Origin of the sequence: Geodermatophilus marinus (assembly GCF_003428645.1) — a bacterium.
GTDB lineage: Bacteria > Actinomycetota > Actinomycetes > Mycobacteriales > Geodermatophilaceae > Geodermatophilus.
The window spans coordinates 346,851-367,984 of record NZ_QVQH01000001.1; the positions used below are offsets into that span (position 1 = coordinate 346,851).

At 75.8% G+C, this 21,134-nt stretch carries 27 protein-coding genes; 22 read left to right on the forward strand and 5 right to left on the reverse strand.

The annotated features are described in order from the left end of the window. The first annotated feature begins 8 nt into the window (after positions 1 to 8). The 11 genes from D0Z06_RS01735 to truA all read left to right on the forward strand — a co-directional run bounded on the left by D0Z06_RS01735 (position 9) and on the right by truA (position 7,117). Positions 9 to 608, forward strand: coding sequence for an adenylate kinase (locus D0Z06_RS01735; protein ID WP_304999740.1), 600 nt, complete (start codon positions 9 to 11; stop codon positions 606 to 608). A gap of 71 nt (positions 609 to 679) precedes the next feature. After that, on the forward strand, positions 680 to 1,483 hold the full coding sequence (map, locus tag D0Z06_RS01740; protein ID WP_117375638.1) for a type I methionyl aminopeptidase: 804 nt from the start codon (positions 680 to 682) through the stop codon (positions 1,481 to 1,483). Between the two features lie 323 nt (positions 1,484 to 1,806). After that, the gene (gene infA, locus D0Z06_RS01745; protein ID WP_012950459.1) at positions 1,807 to 2,028 is read left to right on the forward strand and encodes a translation initiation factor IF-1; all 222 of its coding nucleotides are present in this window, start codon (positions 1,807 to 1,809) and stop codon (positions 2,026 to 2,028) included. A 68-nt stretch (positions 2,029 to 2,096) separates the two neighbouring features. Next, a complete protein-coding gene (rpmJ, locus tag D0Z06_RS01750; RefSeq protein WP_012950458.1) occupies positions 2,097 to 2,210 on the forward strand; it encodes a 50S ribosomal protein L36 in 114 nt (37 codons plus the stop codon). Between the two features lie 15 nt (positions 2,211 to 2,225). Beyond that, a complete protein-coding gene (gene rpsM, locus D0Z06_RS01755) occupies positions 2,226 to 2,606 on the forward strand; it encodes a 30S ribosomal protein S13 (protein WP_089303741.1) in 381 nt (126 codons plus the stop codon). A gap of 148 nt (positions 2,607 to 2,754) precedes the next feature. Beyond that, positions 2,755 to 3,162, forward strand: a complete 408-nt coding sequence (rpsK, locus tag D0Z06_RS01760; RefSeq protein WP_014377968.1) for a 30S ribosomal protein S11 — start codon at positions 2,755 to 2,757, stop codon at positions 3,160 to 3,162. Between the two features lie 32 nt (positions 3,163 to 3,194). Further along, the gene (gene rpsD, locus D0Z06_RS01765) at positions 3,195 to 3,821 is read left to right on the forward strand and encodes a 30S ribosomal protein S4 (protein WP_117375639.1); all 627 of its coding nucleotides are present in this window, start codon (positions 3,195 to 3,197) and stop codon (positions 3,819 to 3,821) included. A 172-nt stretch (positions 3,822 to 3,993) separates the two neighbouring features. After that, positions 3,994 to 5,070, forward strand: a complete 1,077-nt coding sequence (locus D0Z06_RS01770) for a DNA-directed RNA polymerase subunit alpha (RefSeq protein ID WP_117375640.1) — start codon at positions 3,994 to 3,996, stop codon at positions 5,068 to 5,070. 232 nt (positions 5,071 to 5,302) lie between these two features. Next, complete coding sequence (gene rplQ, locus D0Z06_RS27245; RefSeq protein WP_117375641.1) at positions 5,303 to 5,962, forward strand: 50S ribosomal protein L17; 660 nt, start codon at positions 5,303 to 5,305, stop codon at positions 5,960 to 5,962. Continuing rightward, a complete protein-coding gene (locus D0Z06_RS25620; protein WP_233517378.1) occupies positions 5,959 to 6,261 on the forward strand; it encodes a hypothetical protein in 303 nt (100 codons plus the stop codon). Before rplQ ends, D0Z06_RS25620 begins: the two co-directional genes overlap by 4 nt. A 79-nt stretch (positions 6,262 to 6,340) precedes the next feature. Continuing rightward, on the forward strand, positions 6,341 to 7,117 hold the full coding sequence (gene truA / locus D0Z06_RS01780) for a tRNA pseudouridine(38-40) synthase TruA (protein WP_233517391.1): 777 nt from the start codon (positions 6,341 to 6,343) through the stop codon (positions 7,115 to 7,117). 42 nt (positions 7,118 to 7,159) lie between these two features. Here the strand turns inward: truA and D0Z06_RS01785 are convergent, their stop codons facing one another. Continuing rightward, positions 7,160 to 7,825 carry an NAD(P)-binding oxidoreductase gene (locus D0Z06_RS01785; RefSeq protein ID WP_117375643.1) on the reverse strand — a complete coding sequence of 222 codons (666 nt, stop codon included), beginning with the start codon at positions 7,823 to 7,825 and terminating at the stop codon, positions 7,160 to 7,162. 9 nt (positions 7,826 to 7,834) lie between these two features. Continuing rightward, on the reverse strand, positions 7,835 to 8,440 hold the full coding sequence (gene mobA / locus D0Z06_RS01790) for a molybdenum cofactor guanylyltransferase (protein WP_117375644.1): 606 nt from the start codon (positions 8,438 to 8,440) through the stop codon (positions 7,835 to 7,837). 41 nt (positions 8,441 to 8,481) lie between these two features. Between mobA and fdhD the strand changes: the two genes are divergently transcribed. Continuing rightward, the gene (fdhD, locus tag D0Z06_RS01795; protein WP_117375645.1) at positions 8,482 to 9,312 is read left to right on the forward strand and encodes a formate dehydrogenase accessory sulfurtransferase FdhD; all 831 of its coding nucleotides are present in this window, start codon (positions 8,482 to 8,484) and stop codon (positions 9,310 to 9,312) included. Positions 9,313 to 9,456: 144 nt separating this feature from the next. On the opposite strand, the gene D0Z06_RS01800 is transcribed toward fdhD, so the two are convergent. The 3 genes from D0Z06_RS01800 to moeA are packed head-to-tail and all read right to left on the reverse strand — an operon-like array spanning position 9,457 to position 11,611. Then, entirely contained in the window at positions 9,457 to 9,951 is a 495-nt protein-coding gene (locus tag D0Z06_RS01800) for a MogA/MoaB family molybdenum cofactor biosynthesis protein (RefSeq protein ID WP_117375646.1), read from the reverse strand. Next, positions 9,948 to 10,421: a cyclic pyranopterin monophosphate synthase MoaC gene (gene moaC, locus D0Z06_RS01805; RefSeq protein WP_117375647.1), complete on the reverse strand. Its 474-nt coding sequence runs from the start codon at positions 10,419 to 10,421 to the stop codon at positions 9,948 to 9,950. The genes D0Z06_RS01800 and moaC overlap by 4 nt, the downstream gene beginning before the upstream one ends. Further along, a complete protein-coding gene (gene moeA, locus D0Z06_RS01810; RefSeq protein ID WP_117375648.1) occupies positions 10,418 to 11,611 on the reverse strand; it encodes a molybdopterin molybdotransferase MoeA in 1,194 nt (397 codons plus the stop codon). The genes moaC and moeA overlap by 4 nt, the downstream gene beginning before the upstream one ends. A gap of 52 nt (positions 11,612 to 11,663) precedes the next feature. Between moeA and D0Z06_RS01815 the strand changes: the two genes are divergently transcribed. The 10 genes from D0Z06_RS01815 to D0Z06_RS01860 all read left to right on the forward strand — a co-directional run bounded on the left by D0Z06_RS01815 (position 11,664) and on the right by D0Z06_RS01860 (position 21,097). Continuing rightward, the gene (locus tag D0Z06_RS01815) at positions 11,664 to 11,894 is read left to right on the forward strand and encodes a hypothetical protein (RefSeq protein WP_117375649.1); all 231 of its coding nucleotides are present in this window, start codon (positions 11,664 to 11,666) and stop codon (positions 11,892 to 11,894) included. A 41-nt stretch (positions 11,895 to 11,935) separates the two neighbouring features. After that, positions 11,936 to 12,430 (forward strand): beta-class carbonic anhydrase, encoded by a 495-nt coding sequence (locus tag D0Z06_RS01820; protein WP_117375650.1) that lies wholly within the window; start codon positions 11,936 to 11,938, stop codon positions 12,428 to 12,430. Positions 12,431 to 12,575: 145 nt separating this feature from the next. Then, complete coding sequence (gene rplM / locus D0Z06_RS01825) at positions 12,576 to 13,019, forward strand: 50S ribosomal protein L13 (protein ID WP_117375651.1); 444 nt, start codon at positions 12,576 to 12,578, stop codon at positions 13,017 to 13,019. After that, positions 13,016 to 13,435, forward strand: coding sequence for a 30S ribosomal protein S9 (gene rpsI, locus D0Z06_RS01830; RefSeq protein WP_117375652.1), 420 nt, complete (start codon positions 13,016 to 13,018; stop codon positions 13,433 to 13,435). The genes rplM and rpsI overlap by 4 nt, the downstream gene beginning before the upstream one ends. 11 nt (positions 13,436 to 13,446) lie before the next feature. Continuing rightward, a complete protein-coding gene (glmM, locus tag D0Z06_RS01835; RefSeq protein ID WP_117375653.1) occupies positions 13,447 to 14,790 on the forward strand; it encodes a phosphoglucosamine mutase in 1,344 nt (447 codons plus the stop codon). Between the two features lie 134 nt (positions 14,791 to 14,924). Next, on the forward strand, positions 14,925 to 16,781 hold the full coding sequence (gene glmS, locus D0Z06_RS01840) for a glutamine--fructose-6-phosphate transaminase (isomerizing) (protein ID WP_117375654.1): 1,857 nt from the start codon (positions 14,925 to 14,927) through the stop codon (positions 16,779 to 16,781). 150 nt (positions 16,782 to 16,931) lie between these two features. Next, positions 16,932 to 17,318 carry a holo-ACP synthase gene (locus tag D0Z06_RS01845; protein WP_117375655.1) on the forward strand — a complete coding sequence of 129 codons (387 nt, stop codon included), beginning with the start codon at positions 16,932 to 16,934 and terminating at the stop codon, positions 17,316 to 17,318. Further along, positions 17,315 to 18,739 (forward strand): NAD(P)H-hydrate dehydratase, encoded by a 1,425-nt coding sequence (locus tag D0Z06_RS01850; protein ID WP_117375656.1) that lies wholly within the window; start codon positions 17,315 to 17,317, stop codon positions 18,737 to 18,739. The genes D0Z06_RS01845 and D0Z06_RS01850 overlap by 4 nt, the downstream gene beginning before the upstream one ends. A 28-nt stretch (positions 18,740 to 18,767) precedes the next feature. Further along, on the forward strand, positions 18,768 to 19,904 hold the full coding sequence (gene alr / locus D0Z06_RS01855; RefSeq protein WP_117375657.1) for an alanine racemase: 1,137 nt from the start codon (positions 18,768 to 18,770) through the stop codon (positions 19,902 to 19,904). Further along, a complete protein-coding gene (locus tag D0Z06_RS01860; protein ID WP_117375658.1) occupies positions 19,904 to 21,097 on the forward strand; it encodes an alpha/beta fold hydrolase in 1,194 nt (397 codons plus the stop codon). The genes alr and D0Z06_RS01860 overlap by 1 nt, the downstream gene beginning before the upstream one ends. The last annotated feature ends 37 nt before the right edge of the window (positions 21,098 to 21,134 follow it).

Consider the following 21,134-nt stretch of genomic DNA (forward strand, 5'->3'; position numbering starts at 1 on the left):
TGCGCGTCGTGCTGCTCGGTCCCCCCGGGGCGGGCAAGGGGACCCAGGCCCAGATCCTCGCCGGCGCGCTGGGCGTCCCGGCCATCTCGACCGGCGACATCTTCCGCGCCAACGTCAGCGGCGGCACGCCGCTGGGGTTGGAGGCGAAGGTGTTCATGGACGCCGGTGACCTCGTGCCCGACGCGATCACCGTGGCCATGGTCAAGGACCGCCTCGCCGAGGCCGACGCCGCGGGCGGTTTCCTGCTCGACGGCTTCCCGCGCACCATCGCCCAGGCCGAGCAGCTGGCCGTCTCCCTCACCGAACTGGGCCACGGGCTCGACCGCGTGCTCGAGTTCGTCGTCGACGAGGAGGAGCTGGTCGCCCGGCTGTCCACCCGGGTGGTCGAGGTCGACGGCAAGCAGGTCCAGCGCGAGGACGACAAGCCCGAGACGGTCCGGCGCCGGCTGGAGGTCTACCGGGAACAGACGGCGCCGCTCTCGGGGTTCTACGAGGCCGAGGGGCTGCTCGCCCGGGTGGACGCGATGGGGCCGGTCGAGGAGGTCACCGCGCGCGCGATGGCCGCGCTCGGCCAGCCGCAGACGGCCGGGCAGCCGGGCGCGGTCTGAGGCGGGCGGCGACGATGGCCGCCGGAGGGCTCCTCGGTAGGCTGCCGCGGCTGGCGAAGTGGAGTGGACGGATGATCCAGATCAAGACACCGCACGAGCTGGAGCTCATGCGCGGGGCGGGCCTGGTGGTGGCCGGTGCGATCGCGGCGGTCCGCGCCGCCATCCGCCCCGGCGTGACCACCGGCGAGCTGGACGCCATCGCCGAGGACCACATCCGCACCGCCGGCGCCGTCCCCTCGTTCCTCGGCTACCACGGCTTCACCGGCAGCATCTGCGCCTCGATCAACGACGAGATCGTGCACGGCATCCCGCGGCCGGACCGGGTGCTCGCCCAGGGCGACAACATCTCGATCGACTGCGGTGCGATCCTGCACGGCTGGCACGGCGACTCCGCCGTCACCGTCACCGTGGGGGAGCCCTCTACCGAGGACGCCGCCCTCATGGACGTCACCGAGCGGTCGATGTGGGCCGGCCTGGCCCGGGCCGTCGCCGGCGGGCGGCTGACCGACATCAGCCACGCCGTCGAGGAGGTCGTCGTGGCCGAGCGGCACCCCTACGGGATCGTCGACCACTACGGCGGGCACGGCATCGGCACCGAGATGCACCAGGACCCGCACGTGCTGAACTACGGCCGCCCGGGTCGGGGCCCGCGCCTGGTCCCCGGCCTCGCCCTGGCGATCGAGCCGATGGTGACCGTGGGGGACCCGGCCACCGAGGAGCTCGACGACGGCTGGACCGTCGTGACCAAGGACGGGTCGCGTGCGGCCCACTTCGAGCACACCGTCGCCGTCACCCCGGAGGGGCCGTGGGTCCTCACGGCCGAGGACGGCGGCGTCGCGGGGCTGGCGCCCTTCGGGATCACGCCCCGCACCTAGGAGGACCTCGCTACCCCCACCGCTCGCAGGCTCGCGGCGGGACCCTGCAGCGAGGCCGTTCCAGTCGGTCACCGGCTCGGCTCGGGACGGCGTCCCTCCTGGTGGATCACATCCACCCGGGTTGGAGCGGCGCGTCGGAGCGGGGTACAGTGGCCGATGGCGCTAACGCCGCCCTGTTGTCGTGCTGTGGCCGCGCGGCACGGGGCGCCCTCTGCGGGAGCGTCCTGCACCACCCGTTCGAACACACCTCCGCGCACCCGCCGGCCCCGGCGTGGGCGCAGGGGTCCCACCAGCACCACCGAGACAGGGAGGCCGTGTCGGGCATGGCGAAGAAGGACGGGGCCATCGAGGTCGAGGGTCGCGTCGTCGAGCCGCTGCCCAACGCGATGTTCCGGGTCGAGCTGCAGAACGGGCACCGGGTGCTCGCCCACATCAGCGGCAAGATGCGCCAGCACTACATCCGCATCCTGCCCGAGGACCGCGTGGTCGTGGAGCTCTCGCCCTACGACCTGACCCGCGGTCGCATCGTCTACCGCTACAAGTAACCGCTGCGGCGCGTCCTGTCGACGACGACGCGCCGGGCGCACGAGCACAGGAATGAGGGGCGGCACCGGTGAAGGTCCAGCCGTCGGTGAAGAAGATCTGCGACAAGTGCAAGGTGATCCGCCGGCACGGCCGGGTCATGGTCATCTGTGACAACGCCCGCCACAAGCAGCGGCAGGGCTGAGGGAGTACCTGAGACATGGCACGACTGGCCGGCGTCGACCTGCCCCGCGAGAAGCGGATGGAGATCGCGCTCACCTACATCTACGGCATCGGCAAGGCCCACGCCAAGGAGACCCTGGCCGCGACGGGCGTCAGCCCCGACCTGCGCGCCCGGGACCTCAGCGACGAGGACCTGCTCAAGCTGCGCGACTACATCGACGAGCACTTCCGCGTCGAGGGTGACCTGCGCCGCGAGGTGGCCGCCGACATCCGCCGCAAGGTGGAGATCGGCTGCTACCAGGGCCTGCGGCACCGCCGCGGCCTCCCGGTGCACGGGCAGCGCACCCGCACGAACGCGCGCTCCAGCAAGGGCCCGCGCAAGACCATCGCCGGCAAGAAGAAGGCCGGCAAGAAGTAAGAGGACCCCGCTTCCCCCCACGCCTCGCACGCTCGGCGTGGGCCCCTGAAGCGGGGCCGACTCCGGCACTGCGCCGGGGCCGTTCCAGGCCCTCACCCGGGCCGTTCCACCCCCTCACCAGGCCACGAAAGACAGAGGAACCGGATACATGCCTCCCAGGGCTCGTGCCGCGGCCGGCGCCAAGAAGGTCCGCCGCAAGGAGAAGAAGAACGTCGCCCACGGCGCCGCGCACATCAAGAGCACGTTCAACAACACGATCGTGTCGATCACCGACCCCAACGGGAACGTGATCAGCTGGGCCTCCGCCGGCCACGTCGGCTTCAAGGGCTCCCGCAAGTCCACGCCGTTCGCCGCGCAGATGGCCGCCGAGAACGCCGCGCGCAAGGCGCAGGAGCACGGCATGCGCAAGGTCGACGTCTTCGTCAAGGGCCCGGGCTCGGGTCGGGAGACCGCGATCCGCTCGCTGCAGGCCACCGGCCTCGAGGTGGGCCAGATCCAGGACGTGACGCCGCAGCCGCACAACGGCTGCCGCCCCAAGAAGCGCCGCCGGGTCTGACCGGCCACCGACGAGAGCGAAGGTAGATAACCGTGGCCCGTTACACCGGAGCCGACTGCCGCATGTGCCGGCGCGAGAAGATGAAGCTGTTCCTCAAGGGCAGCAAGTGCGAGTCCCCGAAGTGCCCGATCGAGATCCGGCCCTACCCGCCGGGCGAGCACGGCCGGGGACGCAGCAAGGACAGCGAGTACCTGCTGCAGCTGCGGGAGAAGCAGAAGGCCCGCCGGATCTACGGCGTGCTGGAGAAGCAGTTCCGCGGCTACTACGAAGAGGCCAACAAGAAGTCCGGCAAGACCGGTGAGGTCCTGCTGCAGATCCTCGAGTCGCGGCTGGACAACGTGGTCTACCGGGCCGGCTTCGCCGAGTCCCGCGACATGGCCCGCCAGCTGGTGCGCCACGGCCACATCCGGGTCAACGGCCGCAAGGTCGACATCCCGTCCTACCGGGTGGCCGCCAACGACATCGTCGAGGTCGCGGAGAAGTCGCGCCGGATGATGCCCTTCGAGGTCGCCCAGGCCCGCGCCGGTGAGCGGCCGGTGCCGCCGTGGCTGGAGGTCATCAGCTCCCAGCTGCGCGTGCTGGTCCACAGCGTCCCGGCCCGCCAGGTGATCGACACCCCGGTCCAGGAGCAGCTGATCGTCGAGCTCTACTCCAAGTAAGTAGAAGGACCCCCTCGCTCCCCACCACGCGCTCCGCGCGCGGCGGGTCCCGGCGAGGGGGCCGTTCCATCGCGTCACCACGGCGGGGCGGTCGGACAGATGACCGCCCCGCTGGCACCACCCCCTCACGGCGTCATATGGCGGGCGCCGGAGGACCCCGAGGAGAACACCCATGCTCATCGCACAGCGCCCCACGCTGACCGAGGAGACCATCTCCGAGCACCGCTCGCGGTTCGTCATCGAGCCCCTCGAGCCCGGCTTCGGCTACACGCTCGGCAACTCGCTGCGGCGCACGCTGCTGTCGTCCATCCCCGGTGCGGCGGTCACCAGCATCCGCATCGAGGGCACCCTGCACGAGTTCACCACCGTGCCGGGCGTCAAGGAGGACGTCACCGAGATCATCCTCAACCTCAAGGGCCTGGTCGTCAGCTCCGACTCCGACGAGCCGGTGACCATGTACCTGCGCAAGCAGGGCCCCGGCGAGGTGACCGCCGCGGACATCGCCCCGCCGGCCGGTGTCGAGGTGCACAACCCCGACCTGCACATCGCGACCCTCAACGCGAAGGGCCGCCTGGAGATCGAGCTGGTCGTCGAGCGGGGCCGCGGCTACGTGCCGGCGCCGCAGAACAAGCAGCCCGGTCAGGAGATCGGCCGCATCCCGGTCGACTCGATCTACTCGCCGGTCCTCAAGGTCACCTACGCCGTCGAGGCCACCCGTGTCGAGCAGCGCACCGACTTCGACCGCCTGGTCGTCGACGTCGAGACCAAGCCCTCGATCGCCCCGCGCGACGCCATCGCCTCCGCCGGCTCGACCCTGGTCGAGCTGTTCGGCCTGCTGCGCGAGCTGAACGTGGACGCCGAGGGCATCGAGGTCGGGCCCAGCCCGGCCGAGGCGGCGGACATCGCCAACTTCTCGATGCCGATCGAGGACATGGACCTCACCGTCCGGTCCTACAACTGCCTCAAGCGCGAGGGCGTGCACACCGTCGGCGAGCTGGTCACCCGCTCCGAGGCCGACCTGCTCGACATCCGCAACTTCGGCGCCAAGTCGATCGACGAGGTCAAGATGAAGCTGGCGGCGATGGGCCTCGCGCTCAAGGACAGCCCGCCCGGGTTCATCCCGACCTCGGTCGAGAGCTACGACGAGGGCTACGAGACCGACGCCTACCACGGTGCCGCCGAGTACGGCGGCCAGTACGGCGGGGGCGAGTACGGCGAGGCCTCCTACCAGGAGACCGAGCAGCTCTAGAAGGACCCCGCTGCCCCCCACCGCTCGCAGGCTCGCGGCGGGACCCTGCAGCGGGGCCGACTGTCCGGGGTTGGATGGCGGGGAGACCCGCCGTCCGGCACCGTCGTCCGGACAGCCACACTGGGGGCCGCGGCACGACCGGCACCCGCGCTCGACGGATGACCACCCCCGCACGACTGCTTGCACGATGCAGCCCGGCGCCCACCGCCCGGCCGCCCGAGGAAGGACCGACATGCCCACCCCCACCAAGGGCCCCCGTCTCGGCGGGTCCCCCGCGCACGAGCGGCTGATGCTGGCCAACCTGGCCACCTCGCTGTTCGAGCACGGGCGGATCACCACCACCGAGGCCAAGGCGAAGCGGCTGCGCCCCTTCGCCGAGAAGCTGGTGACCTTCGCCAAGCGCGGTGACCTGCACGCCCGGCGGCAGGTCATGACGGTCATCCGCGACAAGGACGTCGTCCACACCCTGTTCGCCGAGATCGGGCCGCGCTACGAGAACCGCCCCGGCGGCTACACGCGCATCACCAAGGTCGGGCCGCGCAAGGGCGACAACGCCCCCATGGCGGTCATCGAGCTCGTCGAGGCGCTGACCGTGGCCCAGCAGGCCGTCGGCGAGGCCGAGCGGGCCCGCGGCACCCGGTTCGCCGCCGGCACCGGCTCCGCCGCCGCCGCCGCGGGCGAGGTCACCGCCGACGCGCTCGAGTCGGCCGAGGGCGCCGAGTCCGCCGACAGCGCCGAGCCGGCGGACTCCGCCGGCTCCGCGGACTCCGCCGGCAGCCCGGAGGAGACCGCCGAGGCCGGCAGCAACGCCAGCCCCGCCACCCCGGAGGACGTCGACGCGACGGACGCCGCGGAGCCGGCGGGTGCCGCGGAGCCCGGGGACGCGAGGTGACCGGCCCGGAGACCACCGGCCCCGGCGGCGACACCTCGCCGGCCGTGACCGGTGGCGACGTCGACCCCGAGGCCCAGGAGACCGTCACCGACGTCTTCAACCCCGACGACGAGCGGCAGGACGACGGCGACGTCACCCCGGAGCCGCAGCGGGAGAACGCCGCGGTCGTCGACGACCCGGCGCTCTCGCCCGAGGTCGCCCGAGCCGCCGCAGCCGAGGTCGAGGCCGCCGAGCTCTCCGACGCCGCGACCTCCGGCACCCGGTACGAGGGCGGCGACGCCGCGCCCGACCCCCGGTGAGCGGTCGCTGACCGCCGCACAGCACACCGACGAGCCCGCCCCCGTCCCCGGGGGCGGGCTCGTCCGTCTCCGCCTGTCGATCGCCTACGACGGGACGGCGCTGCACGGGTGGGCCCGCCAGCCCGGCCAGCGCACCGTGCAGGGCGACCTGGAGGCGGCGCTGGCCACCGTGCTGCGCCGCCCGGTGGGGCTGACCGTGGCCGGGCGGACCGACGCCGGCGTGCACGCCACCGGGCAGGTGGCGCACTGCGACGTCCCCCTCGACGTGTGGGACCGGCACCGGGACGGGCTGGTGCGGCGGCTGCGCGGCGTCCTCGCCCCCGACGTCGCCGTGACCGCGGTCGGTACCGCGCCGCCCGACTTCGACGCGCGCTTCGGGGCGCTGGCCCGCCACTACGTGTACCGGCTCACCGACGCCCCCGGGGGGGCGCCCCCGCTGCGCCGGGCGGACACCACCCCGTGGCCGCGCGGGGTCGACGCGGCCGCCATGGCGGCCGCGGCGCGACTGCTGCTGGGCGAGCACGACTTCGCCGCGTTCTGCCGGCGCCGCGAGGGGGCCACCACCGTGCGCGCGCTCCAGGCGCTCGACGTGGCCCGCGACGGTGCCCTCGTCACCGTCGCCGCGTCGGCGGACGCGTTCTGCCATTCGATGGTGCGCAGCCTGGTCGGGGCCCTGCTGGTCGTGGGGGAGGGGCGCCGGCCGGTCGGGTGGCCCGCGGCGCTGCTCGGCCGCACCGAGCGCTCCGGGGAGGTGCCGGTCGCGCCCGCCCGCGGGCTGACGCTGGTGCGCGTCGACTACCCCGCCGACGACGCGCTCGCCGCCCGGGCGAAGGTCACGCGGGCCCGCCGCTGCTGACCGGCCGGTCGGCGGGCCGCGGGGACCGCCGGGCGCGACCGGCTACGGCGTCGCCGCGACCGCCTCGGCGACCGGGGTGTCGCCGCCGACCAGCTCCACGACCGCGCCGTCCCGCGGGGCGTCCAGCAGGGCGAGCAGCACCGCGGCCACGTCGTCCCGCGGCACCTGGCCGGCGTCGATGCCGTGGCCGAGCCGCACCCTCCCGGTGCCCGGGTCGTCGGTGAGCCCGCCCGGGCGGACGACGGTGACGGCCAGGGCGGGCCGGGCCAGCAGATCGGCCTCGGCGGCCAGCTTGGCGCGCAGGTAGGCGGTGAAGACCTCGTCGGCGCCCGCGGGCGTCCCGCCCCCGGCCACGCGGTCCACGCCCATCGAGCTCACCAGCAGGTAGGTGCGGACACCGGCCTGCTCGGCGGCGTCGGCGAGCAGGACGGCGGCGCCGCGGTCGACGGTGTCCTTGCGCGGTGCCCCGCTGCCGGGCCCGGCGCCGGCGGCGAACACGACCGCGTCCGCCCCGCGCACGACCTCGGCGACCTCGTCGGCGGAGACCTGCTCGAGGTCGAGCACCACCGGCCGCACGCCGTCGCCCTCCAGGTCGGCCCGGTGGTCGGGGTTGCGGACGATGCCGAGGACGGTGTCCCCGCGGGCGGACAGCAGGCGGCCCAGGCGGCGGGCGACCTGCCCGTGGGCCCCGGCGATCACGATGCGCATGCGCGGGGCCTACCCCCGGCGGCGCCGCCCCACCCGGGCGCGCTCGGCGGCCGCCCGGGCCCGCTCCAGCTCGGCCGGGGTGTCGCAGTCGGTCCACGGCGGCGGCCGGCCCTCGGGCACCTCCGGGCGCAGCCGTCGGACGGCCAGCTCGGCGAGCACCCGGCGGACCGAGGTGGGGCCGCTGACCCCGGACAGCGCCGCGCCCAGCGCCGCGGTGCGCCAGACCCCGAGCAGCAGCTGGTCACGGCCGGTGTCGTCGACGACGAGCACGCCGTCGCCGGTCAGCCGCTCGCGCAGCGCGCGCACCAGCCCGGCCGTGACGAACGGGAGGTCACCGGCGAGCAGCGCTACCACCTCGGTGTCCACGACCGCCAGCCCGGCCCGCATCGCCGCCACCGGCCCGCCCCGGGGCGGGTCCTCCCGGACCACCACCACGCCGGGGGGCACCGGCTGCGGCGGGCCGACGACCACCCGCGGGTCGGCGTCGGCGACGGCGGCCAGCACGATCGCGAGCATCGTCCGGCCGCCGACCTCGAGCTGCGGCTTCGCCCGTCCCCCCATCCGGGCCGCGCGGCCGCCGGCCAGGACGACCGCGGCGTACGGCGGCAGGACCATGCGAGGACCGTAGGCCGCCGGCGTGGGTACCGTCGCCTCCCGTGGGACGAGTCACCAGCCGGACACCCGTGCTCCGCATCCGCGGGGGGTCGCGCACCACCCGGCCGGACACGGTGGCCGCCGAGGAACCGCTGGAGATCCGGCTGGCCGGGACCCCGCTCGCGGTGACCATGCGCACCCCCGGCGACGACTTCGACCTCGTGCACGGCTTCCTCGCCACCGAGGCCGTCATCGGGTCGGCGGAGGACGTCGCCGCCCTGCGCTACTGCGACTCGGTGGACGCCGACGGGCGCAACACCTACAACGTCGTCGACGTGGACCTCGCCCCCGGCGTCGAGGCCCCGGACACCGCGCTGGACCGGAACTTCTACACGTCGAGCTCGTGCGGGGTGTGCGGCAAGGCCTCCATCGACGCCATCCGCACCCGCACCCGCCACGACGTCGCCGGTGACCCGGTGGCGGTGCCGCTGGGCACGCTGCTGGCCCTGCCGGACCGGCTGCGTGCGGCCCAGCAGGTCTTCGCCAAGACCGGCGGGCTGCACGCGGCGGGGCTGTTCACCGCCGACGGGGAGCTGGTCGCGCTGCGCGAGGACGTCGGGCGGCACAACGCCGTCGACAAGGTCGTCGGTGACGCGGTCCGCGGCGGGCGGCTGCCGCTGGGCGGGCACGTGCTCGTGGTCAGCGGCCGGGCGAGCTTCGAGCTGACGCAGAAGGCGGCGATGGCCGGCATCCCGGTGCTCGCGGCCGTCTCGGCGCCGTCGTCCCTGGCCGTGGAGCTGGCCGCCGACGTCGGGATCACCCTGGTCGGCTTCCTCCGCGGCGACGGCTGCAACGTCTACACCAGGCCGGAGCGGATCGTGCTGCCGGAGTGATGTCGAGCCACTCGGCCACGGGAGCCGCCCCGCGCAGGTGACGCGAGGAGTGGGGGCCGGAGGCTCCCGCGACGAGCCGTCAGGCAGGGCTCAGCGCCACTGGGGGACGGCACCTGGCCGCGGTGGGAGCGCGGTAGCGCGACATCAGGCATGGTCGCCGCCGCGCAGCTGGCTGACCACGTGCGGCAGGAGCGGGCCGAGCACCGCCAGGCCGTCGCGCACCCCGCCCGTCGAGCCGGGCAGGTTGACCACCAGGGTGCGTCCCGCGGTCCCGGCGGTGCCGCGGGAGAGCACCGAGGTGGGCACCTTCCCCTCGCCGTAGCGGCGGACCGCCTCGGCGATGCCCGGGGCCTCCCGCTCGAGGACGGCGCGGGTGGCCTCCGGCGTCACGTCGGTGGGGGAGAGCCCGGTGCCGCCGGTGGTGAGGACGACGTCCGCCCCGGAGGCGACCGCCTCGCGCAGCACCGCGGCCAGCGCCTCGACGTCGTCCGGGCGCACGTGCGGGCCCTCGACGGTGAAGCCGAGCTCCCGCAGGCCCTCGGCGAGCGCGCGGCCGCTGCGGTCCTCGTAGACGCCGGCCGAGGCCCGGTTGGAAGCGGTGACGACGACCGCCCGCGCCCCGGGGGGCAGCTCGCTCACCGCCGCCACTCCCCGCTCTTGCCGCCGGACTTGGCCAGCAACCGGACGTCGGTGATCGAGGCCCGCGGGTCCACGGCCTTCACCATGTCGACCATCGTCAGCCCGGCCACGGCGACCGAGGTCAGCGCCTCCATCTCCACCCCGGTGCGGTCCGCGGTGCGGGCGGTGGCGGTGATCTCGACGCCCTCGTCGGTCACCTCGAGGTCCACGGTGACGCCGTGCAGGGCGATGGGGTGGCACAGGGGGACCAGGTCCGGCGTGCGCTTGGCCCCGGCGATGCCGGCGATGCGGGCCACGGCCACGGCGTCGCCCTTCGGCACGCCCTCGCCGCGCAGCAGGGCGACCACCTCGGGGCTGCACAGCACCCGGCCGGCGGCGGTCGCCTCGCGGGCGGTGACGGCCTTGGCGCTGACGTCGACCATGCGGGCGGCGCCGGCCTCGTCGACGTGGGTCAGCCGGGGTCCGGTCACTGGAGGGCTCCTTCGATCAGGACGACGTCGACCGAGGCGCCGGCCGGCAGCTCGGTGACGTCCTCGGGGACGACGACCAGGCAGTTGGCGCGCGCGAGGTGCGCCACCAGGTGCGAGCCGGGCCCGCCGACCTGGGAGACCTCCCCGCCCTCGTAGCGGCCCCGGAGGAACTGCCGCCGCCCGGCGGGGGAGCGCAGCGGCGCGGTGAGCCGCGCGGGCGCGCGCAGCCGGCCGGGGGAGGTGTGCCCGAGCGCCCGGCGCAGGGCCGGCCGGACGAACACCTCGAAGGAGACGAAGGAGCTCACCGGGTTGCCGGGCAGGGTGACCACGGGGACGCCGTCCACCGTGCCCGCCCCCTGCGGCCCGCCCGGCTGCATGGCCACCTTGCCGAACTCCACCGTGCCCAGGCCGGCGAAGGCGTCCTTGACCACCTCGTAGGCCCCGGCGCTCACCCCGCCGCTGGTGACCAGCAGGTCGGCCCAGCCGAGCTCGGCGCGGACGGTGGTGAGGAACTCGTCGACGTCGTCGGGCACGAAGTGCAGCCGCCGGGCCTCCCCGCCGGCCTCGGTGACGGCCGCGGCGAGCAGCGTCGAGTTCGACTCGTAGACCTGGCCCGGGAGCAGCGGCTCGCCGGGCTCGACCAGCTCGCTCCCGGTCGAGAGCACGAGCACCCGCGGCCGGCGCCGCACCACGAGGGCGCGCACCCCCACGGCGGCGGCCAGGCCGAGCTGGGCGGCGCCGAGCGCGGTGCCCGCGGTGAGCGCCACGGCCCCGGCGGCGATGTCCTCCCCGGCGTGCCGCAGGTGGGTCCCGGCCGCGGGGGCGTCGCGGACCTCGACGACGTCGGTGCCGCCGTCGGTCAGCTCCACCGGCACGACCACGTCGGCGCCCTCGGGCAGCAGCGCGCCGGTCATGATCCGCTGCACGGTGCCCGGGGCGAGCGGGCGGACGTCGGTGCGGCCGGCCGGCACGTCGTCGGCGACCGGGAGCCGGACCGGGCCGGGGGAGACCTCCGACCAGCGCGCGGCGTAGCCGTCCATCGCGGAGTTGTCGAAGCCCGGCAGGGGCACGCGGGCGACGACGTCGCGGGCGAGGACGCGGTGGCGCGCCGCGGCGAGCGGGACCTCCTCCTCGGGCAGCGGCGGCAGCAGCGCCGCCACGGCGGCCTGGTGTTCCTCGACGGTGCGCACGGGGCACATCCTGTCCGATCGCGAGCGGGGCCACCGCGGGGCGGGAGGGCGCGTGGCCGACGTCGTGGTGCTGGGCCAGGTCGGCCGGGACCCGGTCGACCCGACCGGCGGCGGGGACTCCTGCGTGGCCGCGCTCACCACCGCGGTGCTCGGTGGCGCCGCCCCGGCCGACGCCGCCTGGGCTGCCTCCGCGGCCGTGACCGGCACCGTCCGGCGGCTGGGCGGCCGACCGGCGCCGTCCCCGGAGTGCCTCGCGCAGGTGGTCCGCGCCCACCGCCGATAGTCTCCGGCCCAGCGGCGGGGGCGAGGAGCGGAGGACCGGGCATGGCCGAGTACGACCGGATGCTGGCGGCCAACGAGGCGTGGGCGCAGCAGTTCCCCGGTGAGCTGCCGGTCGCGCCCGCGCGGAAGGTGGCCGTGGTCGCCTGCATGGACTCCCGCATGCCGCTGTTCCCGCTGCTCGGCCTCGCGGTCGGCGACGCGCACGTGATCCGCAACGCCGGCGGCGTGGTCACCGACGACACGGTCCGGTCGCTGACCATCTCGCAGCACCTGCTCGGCACGCGGGAGATCGTGCTGGTCCACCACACCGACTGCGGCCTGCAGAAGACCGACGACGCGTCCTTCGCCGACCTGGTCGAGCAGGTCACCGGGCACCGCCCGCCGTGGCCGGCGCGCGCGTTCACCGATGTCGAGGAGGACGTGCGCACCTCGATCCGGCTGCTCCGCGAGAGCCCGTTCCTGCTCTCCCGCGACATCTGCGGCACCGTCTACGACGTGTCCACCGGGCGCCTGCGCCGGGTCGCGGCCGACGGCTGAGCCGGCCCGTCGGGAGGCCGGCCGGGCGCTGGTATCGTCGTCGGCTGGCGCGCGGGCCGGCTGGTGCCCGCGCGGCCGCACCACGTCTCCCGTGCTCGGCGAGGCGATCCCACCAGCCGCTCCCGACGACGACGGAGGACGCGCCGTGCGCACGTACTCGCCCAAGCCCGGTGAGGTCACCCGGGCCTGGCACGTCATCGACGCCACGGACGTGGTGCTCGGTCGACTCGCCAGCCAGACCGCTGTCCTGCTCCGCGGCAAGCACAAGCCGCAGTACGCCCCGCACGTGGACGTCGGCGACTTCGTCGTCATCGTCAACGCCGGCAAGGTCGCCCTGACCGGGTCGAAGCGGGACGAGAAGGTCGCCTACCGGCACTCCGGCTACCCGGGCGGCCTCAAGACGATCCCCGTCGGCGACCAGTTGCGGACCCACCCCGACCGCGTCGTCGAGCGCGCCGTCAAGGGGATGCTGCCGCACAACAGCCTGGGCCGGCAGATGCTCAAGAAGCTGAAGGTGTACGCCGGGCCCGAGCACCCGCACGCCGCTCAGCAGCCCCAGCCCTTCGAGATCAAGCAGGTGGCCCAGTGACGACCGCCCTCAACGTGACCGACGCCGAGGGGCGTCCGGTGCAGACCGTCGGCCGCCGCAAGGAGGCCGTGGTGCGCGTCCGGCTCCTGCCGGGCACCGGCCAGTTCCGCCTCAACGGCCGGACCATCGAGCAGTACTTCCCGAACAAGGTGCACCAGCAGCTCATCCGCGAGCCGCTGGTCACCGTGGAGCGGGCCGAGCAGTACGACGTCGTCGGCATCCTCCGGGGCGGCGGCGTCAGCGGGCAGGCCGGCGCGCTGCGCCTGGCCATCGCCCGGGCGCTCGTCGAGGTCGACGCCGAGGACCGCCCGGCCCTGAAGAAGGCCGGCTTCCTCACCCGCGACGCCCGCGTCACCGAGCGCAAGAAGTACGGCCTGAAGAAGGCCCGCAAGGCGCCTCAGTACTCGAAGCGCTGACCGGTACGTCCGTGGGTCGCCTCTTCGGGACCGACGGCGTCCGGGGTCGGGCCAACGCCGACCTCACGCCGGAGTTGGCCCTCGCGGTGGCACGTGCCGCCGCAGGCGTGCTCGCCGACCGCGACGGGACGGGGCGTCCCGTCGCGGTCGTCGGCCGCGACCCCCGCGCCAGCGGGGAGATGCTCGAGGCCGCCGTCGTGGCCGGCCTCGCCAGCGCCGGTGCCGAGGTGCTGCGCGCCGGGGTGCTGCCCACCCCGGCGATCGCGCACCTGACCGCGCACACCGGCGCCGACCTCGGCGTGATGATCTCCGCCAGCCACAACCCGATGCCCGACAACGGCATCAAGCTGTTCAGCCGGGGCGGGCACAAGCTGCCCGACGCCGTCGAGGCCGCCATCGAGGAGACGGTCACGGGCGGGGACGCCGCGGGGCCCCGCCCGACCGGTGCCGCGGTGGGCCGCGTCCGGGACCTCACCGACGCCACCGCGGCCTACGTCGAGCACCTGCTCGCGACCGTTCCCCGGCCGCTCACCGGGCTCACCCTCGTCGTCGACTGCGCCCACGGCGCGGCGGCGGCGTGCGCCCCCGACGTCTACCGCCGCGCCGGGGCCACCGTGCACGTCATCGGTGGCGAGCCCGACGGCTGGAACATCAACGACGGCATCGGCTCCACGCACCTCGGGCCCCTCACCGAGGCGGTGCGCGCCCACGGCGCCGACGTCGGCATCGCGCACGACGGCGACGCCGACCGCTGCCTGGCGGTGTCGGCCACCGGGGAGCAGGTGGACGGCGACGCGATCCTCGCCGTGTGCGCCCTCGACCTGAAGGAGCGGGGCGCGCTCGCGGAGGACACCGTGGTCGCCACGGTGATGAGCAACCTCGGGTTCCACCACACGATGCGCGACGCCGAGATCGCGGTGCACACCACCGCCGTCGGCGACCGGTACGTGCTGGAGGCGCTGCGCACCCGCGGGCTCTCGCTGGGCGGCGAGCAGAGCGGGCACCTCGTCTTCCTCGAGCACGCGACCACCGGCGACGGCCTGCTCACCGGGCTGACCCTGCTCTCGCGCATGGCCGGCACGGGGGCCTCGCTGGCCGAGCTGGCCTCGGTCGTGCAGCGCCTGCCGCAGACCCTGGTCAACGTCCCGGTGACCGACCGCATGGCGGTCGTGGAGAGCGAGGAGGTCGCCGCCGCCGTGAACGCCGTGGAGGCCGAGCTGGGGGACGACGGCCGGGTCCTGCTGCGGCCCTCGGGCACCGAGCAGCTGGTCCGGGTCATGGTGGAGGCGCCCACCCAGGAGGCGGCCGAGGCGGTGGCCGCCCGGCTGGCCGGGGTCGTCGCGCGCTGCTCCTGACCCCCCGGGGCGACCGGCCGCCCCGGGGGTGACCCGTGGGACGGCTGCGGGGCGAGGGGGCCGAGTGCCTCCCCCGGGGAGTGCCGCGGCCGTGTCGGACGGATCGGTCCGGCACCGCCGGTACCGTGGGCCCAATGTGCGGCATCGTGGGGTACGTCGGTCCTCGGGACGCGCGGGACGTCGTCCTGGAGGGTCTGCGCCGACTGGAGTACCGCGGCTACGACTCGGCCGGGATCGCCGTCCTGGCCGACGGGGAGCTGAGCGCGGAGAAGAAGGCCGGCAAGCTGGCCAACCTGGAGAAGGTGCTCGCCGAGCGCCCGCTCCCGGAGGCGGGCACGGGCATCGGGCACACCCGGTGGGCCACCCACGGCGGGCCGACCGACCGCAACGCCCACCCGCACCTGTCCGCCGACGGCACGGTCGCGGTGATCCACAACGGGATCATCGAGAACTTCGCCCCGCTGCGGTCGGAGTGCGAGGCCGGGGGCGTCGAGTTCCGCTCCGAGACCGACACCGAGGTGGCCGCGCACCTGCTGGCCGCCACCTACCGCGAGACCCCGGAGGGCCCGGGCCGCCTGGCCGAGGCGATGCGCCGGGTGTGCCGCCGGCTCGAGGGCGCCTTCACCCTGGTCGCCTCGCACGCCGACGAGCCCGACACGCTGGTCGCAGCGCGGCGCAGCAGCCCGCTGGTGGTCGGCGTCGGCGACGGCGAGTACTTCCTCGGCTCCGACGTCGCGGCGTTCATCGCGCACACCCGCGAGGCCCGCGAGCTCGGCCAGGACCAGGTCGTCGAGATCGACCGCACCCGCGGGCTCACCGTGACGACCTTCGACGGCGCGCCGGTCGAGCCGGTCGCCTACACCGTCGACTGGGACGCCGCGGCCGCCGAGAAGGGCGGCTACGACTGGTTCATGCTCAAGGAGATCGCCGAGCAGCCCCGGGCGATCGCCGACACCCTGCTGGGCCGGCTCGGCGAGCAGGGGCAGCTGGTCCTCGACGAGGTCCGGCTCTCCGACCAGGACCTCCGCGACGTCGACAAGGTCTTCGTCGTGGCGTGCGGCACCGCCTACCACGCCGGCCTGATCGCCAAGTACGCCATCGAGCACTGGACGCGGATCCCGGTCGAGGTCGAGCTGGCCAGCGAGTTCCGCTACCGGGACCCGGTCCTCGACCGCTCGACCCTCGTCGTGGTCATCAGCCAGTCCGGCGAGACCATGGACACCCTGATGGCGCTGCGGCACGCCAAGGACCAGAAGGCCCGCGTGCTGGCCATCTGCAACGCCAACGGGTCGACCATCCCGCGGGAGTCCGACGCGGTGCTCTACACGCACGCCGGGCCGGAGGTCGCCGTCGCCTCCACGAAGGGCTTCCTGACCCAGCTGGTCGCCTGCTACCTGGTGGGCCTCTTCCTCGCCCAGGTGCGCGGCATCAAGTACGCCGACGAGGTCGGCTCGGTGGTCGACCAGCTGCGCCGGCTGCCCGAGGCCGTCGAGCAGGTGCTCGGCGGGATGGACGCCGTGCGCGAGCTGGCGCGCTCCCTGGCCGGCGAGGGGACGATCCTGTTCCTGGGCCGGCACGTCGGCTTCCCGGTCGCCCTGGAGGGGGCGCTCAAGCTCAAGGAGCTGGCCTACATCCACGCCGAGGGGTTCGCCGCCGGCGAGCTCAAGCACGGCTCGATCGCGGTCATCGACCAGGGCACACCGGTCATCTGCATCGCCCCGGCGCGGCTGAGCCCGCTGCACGGCAAGGTGGTCAGCAACATCCAGGAGGTGCGGGCCCGCGGGGCGCGGACCATCGTGATCGCCGAGGAGGGCGACGAGGACGTCGTCCCCTACGCCGACCACCTCGTCCGGGTGCCGCCCACGCCGACCCTGCTCTCCCCGGTGGTGACCACCGTGCCCCTGCAGGTGTTCGCCTGCGAGGTCGCCGACACCCGCGGCTACGACGTCGACCAGCCGCGCAACCTGGCCAAGAGCGTCACCGTCGAGTAGAAGGACCCCGCCGATGATCAGGTGAGCTGGTCATCGGGGGTCCTGGCTCACCACCGGTGCTGAGCCAGGACCTGCAACGGTGAGCCAGGACGCCGGCCCGGCGCGTCACCAGGCTGCGCGGGCGGGACGGCGGCACGGCAGACTGGCGGCGTGGTCATCGGGGTGGGCATCGACGTCGTCCCGGTGGCCCGGTTCGCCGAGTCGCTGGCCCGCACCCCGGCGCTGCGCGACCGGCTGTTCACGCCCGCCGAGCAGCGGACGCCCGCCGGCTCGGACCGCACCGGCGAGTCGCTGGCCGCCCGGTTCGCGGCCAAGGAGGCCGTGGCCAAGGCGCTCGGCGCGCCCGGCGGCCTGCAGTGGCACGACGCCGAGGTCACCGTCGGCGAGCGCGGCCGCCCGCACCTGGTGGTGCGCGGCACCGTCGCCGCGCGGGCCGCGCAGCTGGGCGTGACCGAGTGGCACCTGTCCCTGAGCCACGACGGCGGCATCGCCTCGGCGGTGGTCGTCGCCGAGGGCCGCACCGGGGAGGTCGCGTGAGGGGCCTGCACACCGCCGCGGAGGTCCGCGCCGCGGAGGAGCCGGTGCTGGCCGCCACCCCCGAGGGCGCGCTCATGCAGCGCGCGGCCACCGGGCTGGCCACCGCGTGCCTGGACCTGCTGGGCCGGTGCTACGGCGTCCGCGTCACCGCGCTGGTCGGGGCCGGCAACAACGGCGGCGACGCGCTGTTCGCCGGCGCGCTGCTGGCCCGCCGCGGCGCGCGGGTCACCGCCGTCCTCCTCGACGCCGACCGCGCGCACCCCGCCGGGCTGGCCGCGCTGCGCGCCGCCGGCGGGCGGGTGACCGGTCCGGGCGGGCCGACCGGCCTGGAGCGCGCGGACCTCGTGCTCGACGGGATCGTCGGCATCGGCGGCACCGGCGGGCTGCGCGGGCCCGCGGTGGCGCTGGTCGCCGCCGCGGCCGCCGGCCCCGGGCTCATGGTCGCCGTCGACGTCCCCAGCGGGGTCGACGCCACCACGGGGGCGGTGCCCGGGGCGGCGTTCCCCGCCCAGCACACGGTGACCTTCGGTGCCGTCAAGGCGGGCCTGGTCGTCGGGGCCGGGCGCGGGTACGCCGGCACCGTCCACCTCGTCGACCTCGGCCTGGAGCTGCCGCCGGCCGGCCTCTCCCAGTTCGCCGACGCCGACGTCGCCGACCGGCTGCCCGCGCCGGCCCCCGACGACGACAAGTACTCGCAGGGCGTCGTCGGCATCGTGGCCGGCTCGGCCACCTACCCGGGCGCCGCCGTCCTCTGCACCGGCGCGGCGCTGCGGACCCGGCCCGGCCTGGTCCGGTACGCGGGCACCGCGGCCGACGGCGTCCGCTCGGCGTGGCCGGAGACGATCGTGACCGAGGGGCGCCCCGGGGACGCCGGCCGGGTCCAGGCCTGGGTCGTCGGGCCGGGCGTGGGCACCGACGAGGACGCGCGCAGCGTCCTGGCCGAGGTGCTGGCCACCGACCTGCCGGTGCTGCTGGACGCCGACGCCCTCACGATGGCCGCGCAGGACCCCGACCTCGTGCGGGGCCGGTCGGCGCCGACCGTGCTCACCCCCCACGACCGCGAGTTCGCCCGCTTCGGGCGGGAGCCCGGGCCCGACCGCGTCGGCGCGGCGCGGACCCTGGCGGCCGACCTGGGCGCCGTCGTCCTGCTCAAGGGGGACGCGACCGTGGTCGCCGACCCCGGCGGGCGGGCGTTCGTGAACGGCACCGGCACGTCGTGGCTGGCCACCGCGGGCACGGGTGACGTGCTCTCCGGCATCGCCGGCGCCGTGCTCGCCACCGGGCTGGACCCGGCCGAGGCGGCGGCGACCGCCGCCCACCTGCACGGGCGGGTCGGGCAGGTGGCCGCCGAGCGCGGGCCGCTGCTCGCCGGGGACCTGGTGCGCCGCCTCCCCGAGACCCTGGCCCGCCTGCGCCGGTGATCCCGGCGGGCCTGGGAGGATCGACCCCGTGACCCACCCCGTCCGCGCCGAGGTGGTCGTCGACCTCGACGCCATCGCCGCCAACACCGCCGTGCTCCGCGAGCGGGTCGGCCGGCCGCTCATGGCGGTGGTCAAGGCCGACGGGTACGGCCACGGCATGGTGCCCGCCGCCCGCGCCGCGCTCGCCGGCGGCGCCGACGCCCTCGGGGTCGCCGTCGTCGAGGAGGCCCTGGCGCTGCGCGCGGCCGGGATCACCGCGCCGGTGCTGGCCTGGCTCAACGGGCCGGGGGAGGACCTGGCGGCGGCGCTGGCCGCCGACGTCGAGGTCTCGGTCAACGCGGTGTGGGGGCTCGAGGAGGCCGTCGCCGCCGCCCGGGCCGCCGGCCGCACCGCCCGGCTGCACCTCAAGGTCGACACCGGCCTCTCCCGCGGCGGGGCGACGCCCGACCAGTGGCCGGCCCTGGTGGCCGCCGCCGCCCGCGCGCAGGCCGACGGCGAGGTCGAGGTGGTCGGGCTGTGGAGCCACCTGGCCTACGCCGACGCACCCACGCACCCGACGATCGGGCTGCAGGTGGGCGTGTTCGAGGAGGCCGTGGTGATCGCGCGGGACGCCGGGCTGACCGGGGCGCGCCGGCACCTGGCCAACTCCGCGGCCACCGTGGCGCTGCCGCACACCTGGTTCGACATGGTGCGGCCCGGGGTGGCCGTCTACGGGCTGGACCCCCTCGGTGGCGACCCCGCCGTCCACGGTCTGCGCCCGGCCATGACCGTCCAGGCGCGCGTCATGCTGACCAAGCGGGTGCCGGCCGGGGCGGGGGTCTCCTACGGGCACACCTACGCGCCGGAGCGGGAGACGACGCTGGCCGTCGTGCCGGTGGGCTACGCCGACGGCGTCCCGCGGGCGGCCGGGAACCGGGCCCCGGTGCTCGCCGCCGGGGCGCACCGGACCATCGCCGGCCGGGTGTGCATGGACCAGTTCGTGCTCGACGTCGGCGACGACGCGGTGGCCCCCGGCGACCGGGTGGTGCTGTGGGGGCCGGGCACCGGCGGGGAGCCCACGGCGCAGCAGTGGGCCGACGCCGTCGACACCATCCACTACGAGCTGGTCGCCCGCATCGGCGGGCGCTTCGCGCGCCGGCACGTCGGCTCGGCCGGCGCCGTCTGATGGCCGCCGGCCCGCCGGCCCGCCGGCACCAGCCGCACCTCCCGCACACCCGCGCCGGGGTCGTCGGCGCCCTGATCGGGCTGGCCGCCGCCGGGACCGCGGTGGGGGTGGCGGTCAGCCGCGCCGCGGCCCGCCGGGTCGGCGCCGAGCGGATCGGGTCCGCGGCCGGGCTGCCGCCCGGCGCCTCGGACGCCGAGCTGCGCGAGGACGACCCGCTCGGCCCCGCCTCCCGGCGGGCGGACCGCACCGCGCTGGTCCAGGCCGACGACGGCGTGCTGCTGCACGTGGAGGAGGTCGGGCCGACCGACGCCCCCCTGACCGTCGTCTTCGTGCACGGCTACTCGCTGTCCCTGGCGTCCTGGACGTTCCAGCGCCGCACGCTGGCCGCCGAGCTCGCCACGGCCAACGGTGCCCGGCCGCGCGCCCGCCTCGTCTTCTACGACCAGCGCGGCCACGGCGCCTCCGGCCGCGGTGCGGCCGAGCACGCCACCATGGCCCAGCTGGGCCGCGACCTCGCCCGGGTGCTGGACGCGCGGGTGCCGCGCGGCCCCGTCGTCCTCGCCGGGCACTCGATGGGCGGGATGACGGTGATGGCGCTGGCCGCCGTCCGGCCCGACCTGTTCCGGGAGCGGGTGGTGGGCGCGGCGCTGCTGAGCACCTCGAGCGGCAACCTGGCCGACCTCAGCTTCGGCCTGCCCGAGCTGCTCACCCGCGTGCGCGCGGCGGTCTTCCCGGTCGCCGCGTACACCATGCGCCGCCGGCCGGCGCTCGCCGAGCGCACCCGCCGGCTGGCCGCCGACCTCATCTCGCACCTCACGTGGGGGCTGTCGTTCGCCTCCGACGACGTCGACCCGGCGCTCGGCCGGTACGTCGACGCCATGATCGCCGGCACGCCGGTGGACGTGATCGCGGAGTTCTACCCGGCGATCGCCGGCCTCGACGAGACGGCCTCCCTCGGCCCCCTGCGCACCGTGCCGACCCTGGTGCTCACCGGCGACTCCGACCGGCTGATCCCGCCGGGGCACAGCGAGGCCATCGTCGAGCACCTCACGCGGGAGGGCCCGGCCGACGTGGAGCACGTCGTCGTCCCCCGGGCCGGGCACATGGTGCCGCTGGAGCGGCCCGACGAGGTCACCGGCGCCCTCACGGCGCTGCTGCGCCGGGTCGGCGCCGGGACGCCCGCCCCCGGGTGACGTCCGCGCGGTACCGGTCCGGTGCCCGCCGTTAGGG

What these genes read in the sequence shown, in the direction of transcription:
- map (WP_117375638.1), top strand. Translation starts at nt 680, where the DNA reads ATGATCCAGATCAAGACACCGCACGAGCTGGAGCTCATGCGCGGGGCG.
- infA (WP_012950459.1), top strand. Translation starts at nt 1,807, where the DNA reads ATGGCGAAGAAGGACGGGGCCATCGAGGTCGAGGGTCGCGTCGTCGAG.
- rpsM (WP_089303741.1), top strand. Translation starts at nt 2,226, where the DNA reads ATGGCACGACTGGCCGGCGTCGACCTGCCCCGCGAGAAGCGGATGGAG.
- rpsK (WP_014377968.1), top strand. Translation starts at nt 2,755, where the DNA reads ATGCCTCCCAGGGCTCGTGCCGCGGCCGGCGCCAAGAAGGTCCGCCGC.
- D0Z06_RS01770 (WP_117375640.1), top strand. Translation starts at nt 3,994, where the DNA reads ATGCTCATCGCACAGCGCCCCACGCTGACCGAGGAGACCATCTCCGAG.
- rplQ (WP_117375641.1), top strand. Translation starts at nt 5,303, where the DNA reads ATGCCCACCCCCACCAAGGGCCCCCGTCTCGGCGGGTCCCCCGCGCAC.
- D0Z06_RS01785 (WP_117375643.1), bottom strand. Translation starts at nt 7,825, where the DNA reads ATGCGCATCGTGATCGCCGGGGCCCACGGGCAGGTCGCCCGCCGCCTG.
- mobA (WP_117375644.1), bottom strand. Translation starts at nt 8,440, where the DNA reads ATGGTCCTGCCGCCGTACGCCGCGGTCGTCCTGGCCGGCGGCCGCGCG.
- D0Z06_RS01820 (WP_117375650.1), top strand. Translation starts at nt 11,936, where the DNA reads ATGGCCGAGTACGACCGGATGCTGGCGGCCAACGAGGCGTGGGCGCAG.
- glmS (WP_117375654.1), top strand. Translation starts at nt 14,925, where the DNA reads ATGTGCGGCATCGTGGGGTACGTCGGTCCTCGGGACGCGCGGGACGTC.
- D0Z06_RS01860 (WP_117375658.1), top strand. Translation starts at nt 19,904, where the DNA reads ATGGCCGCCGGCCCGCCGGCCCGCCGGCACCAGCCGCACCTCCCGCAC.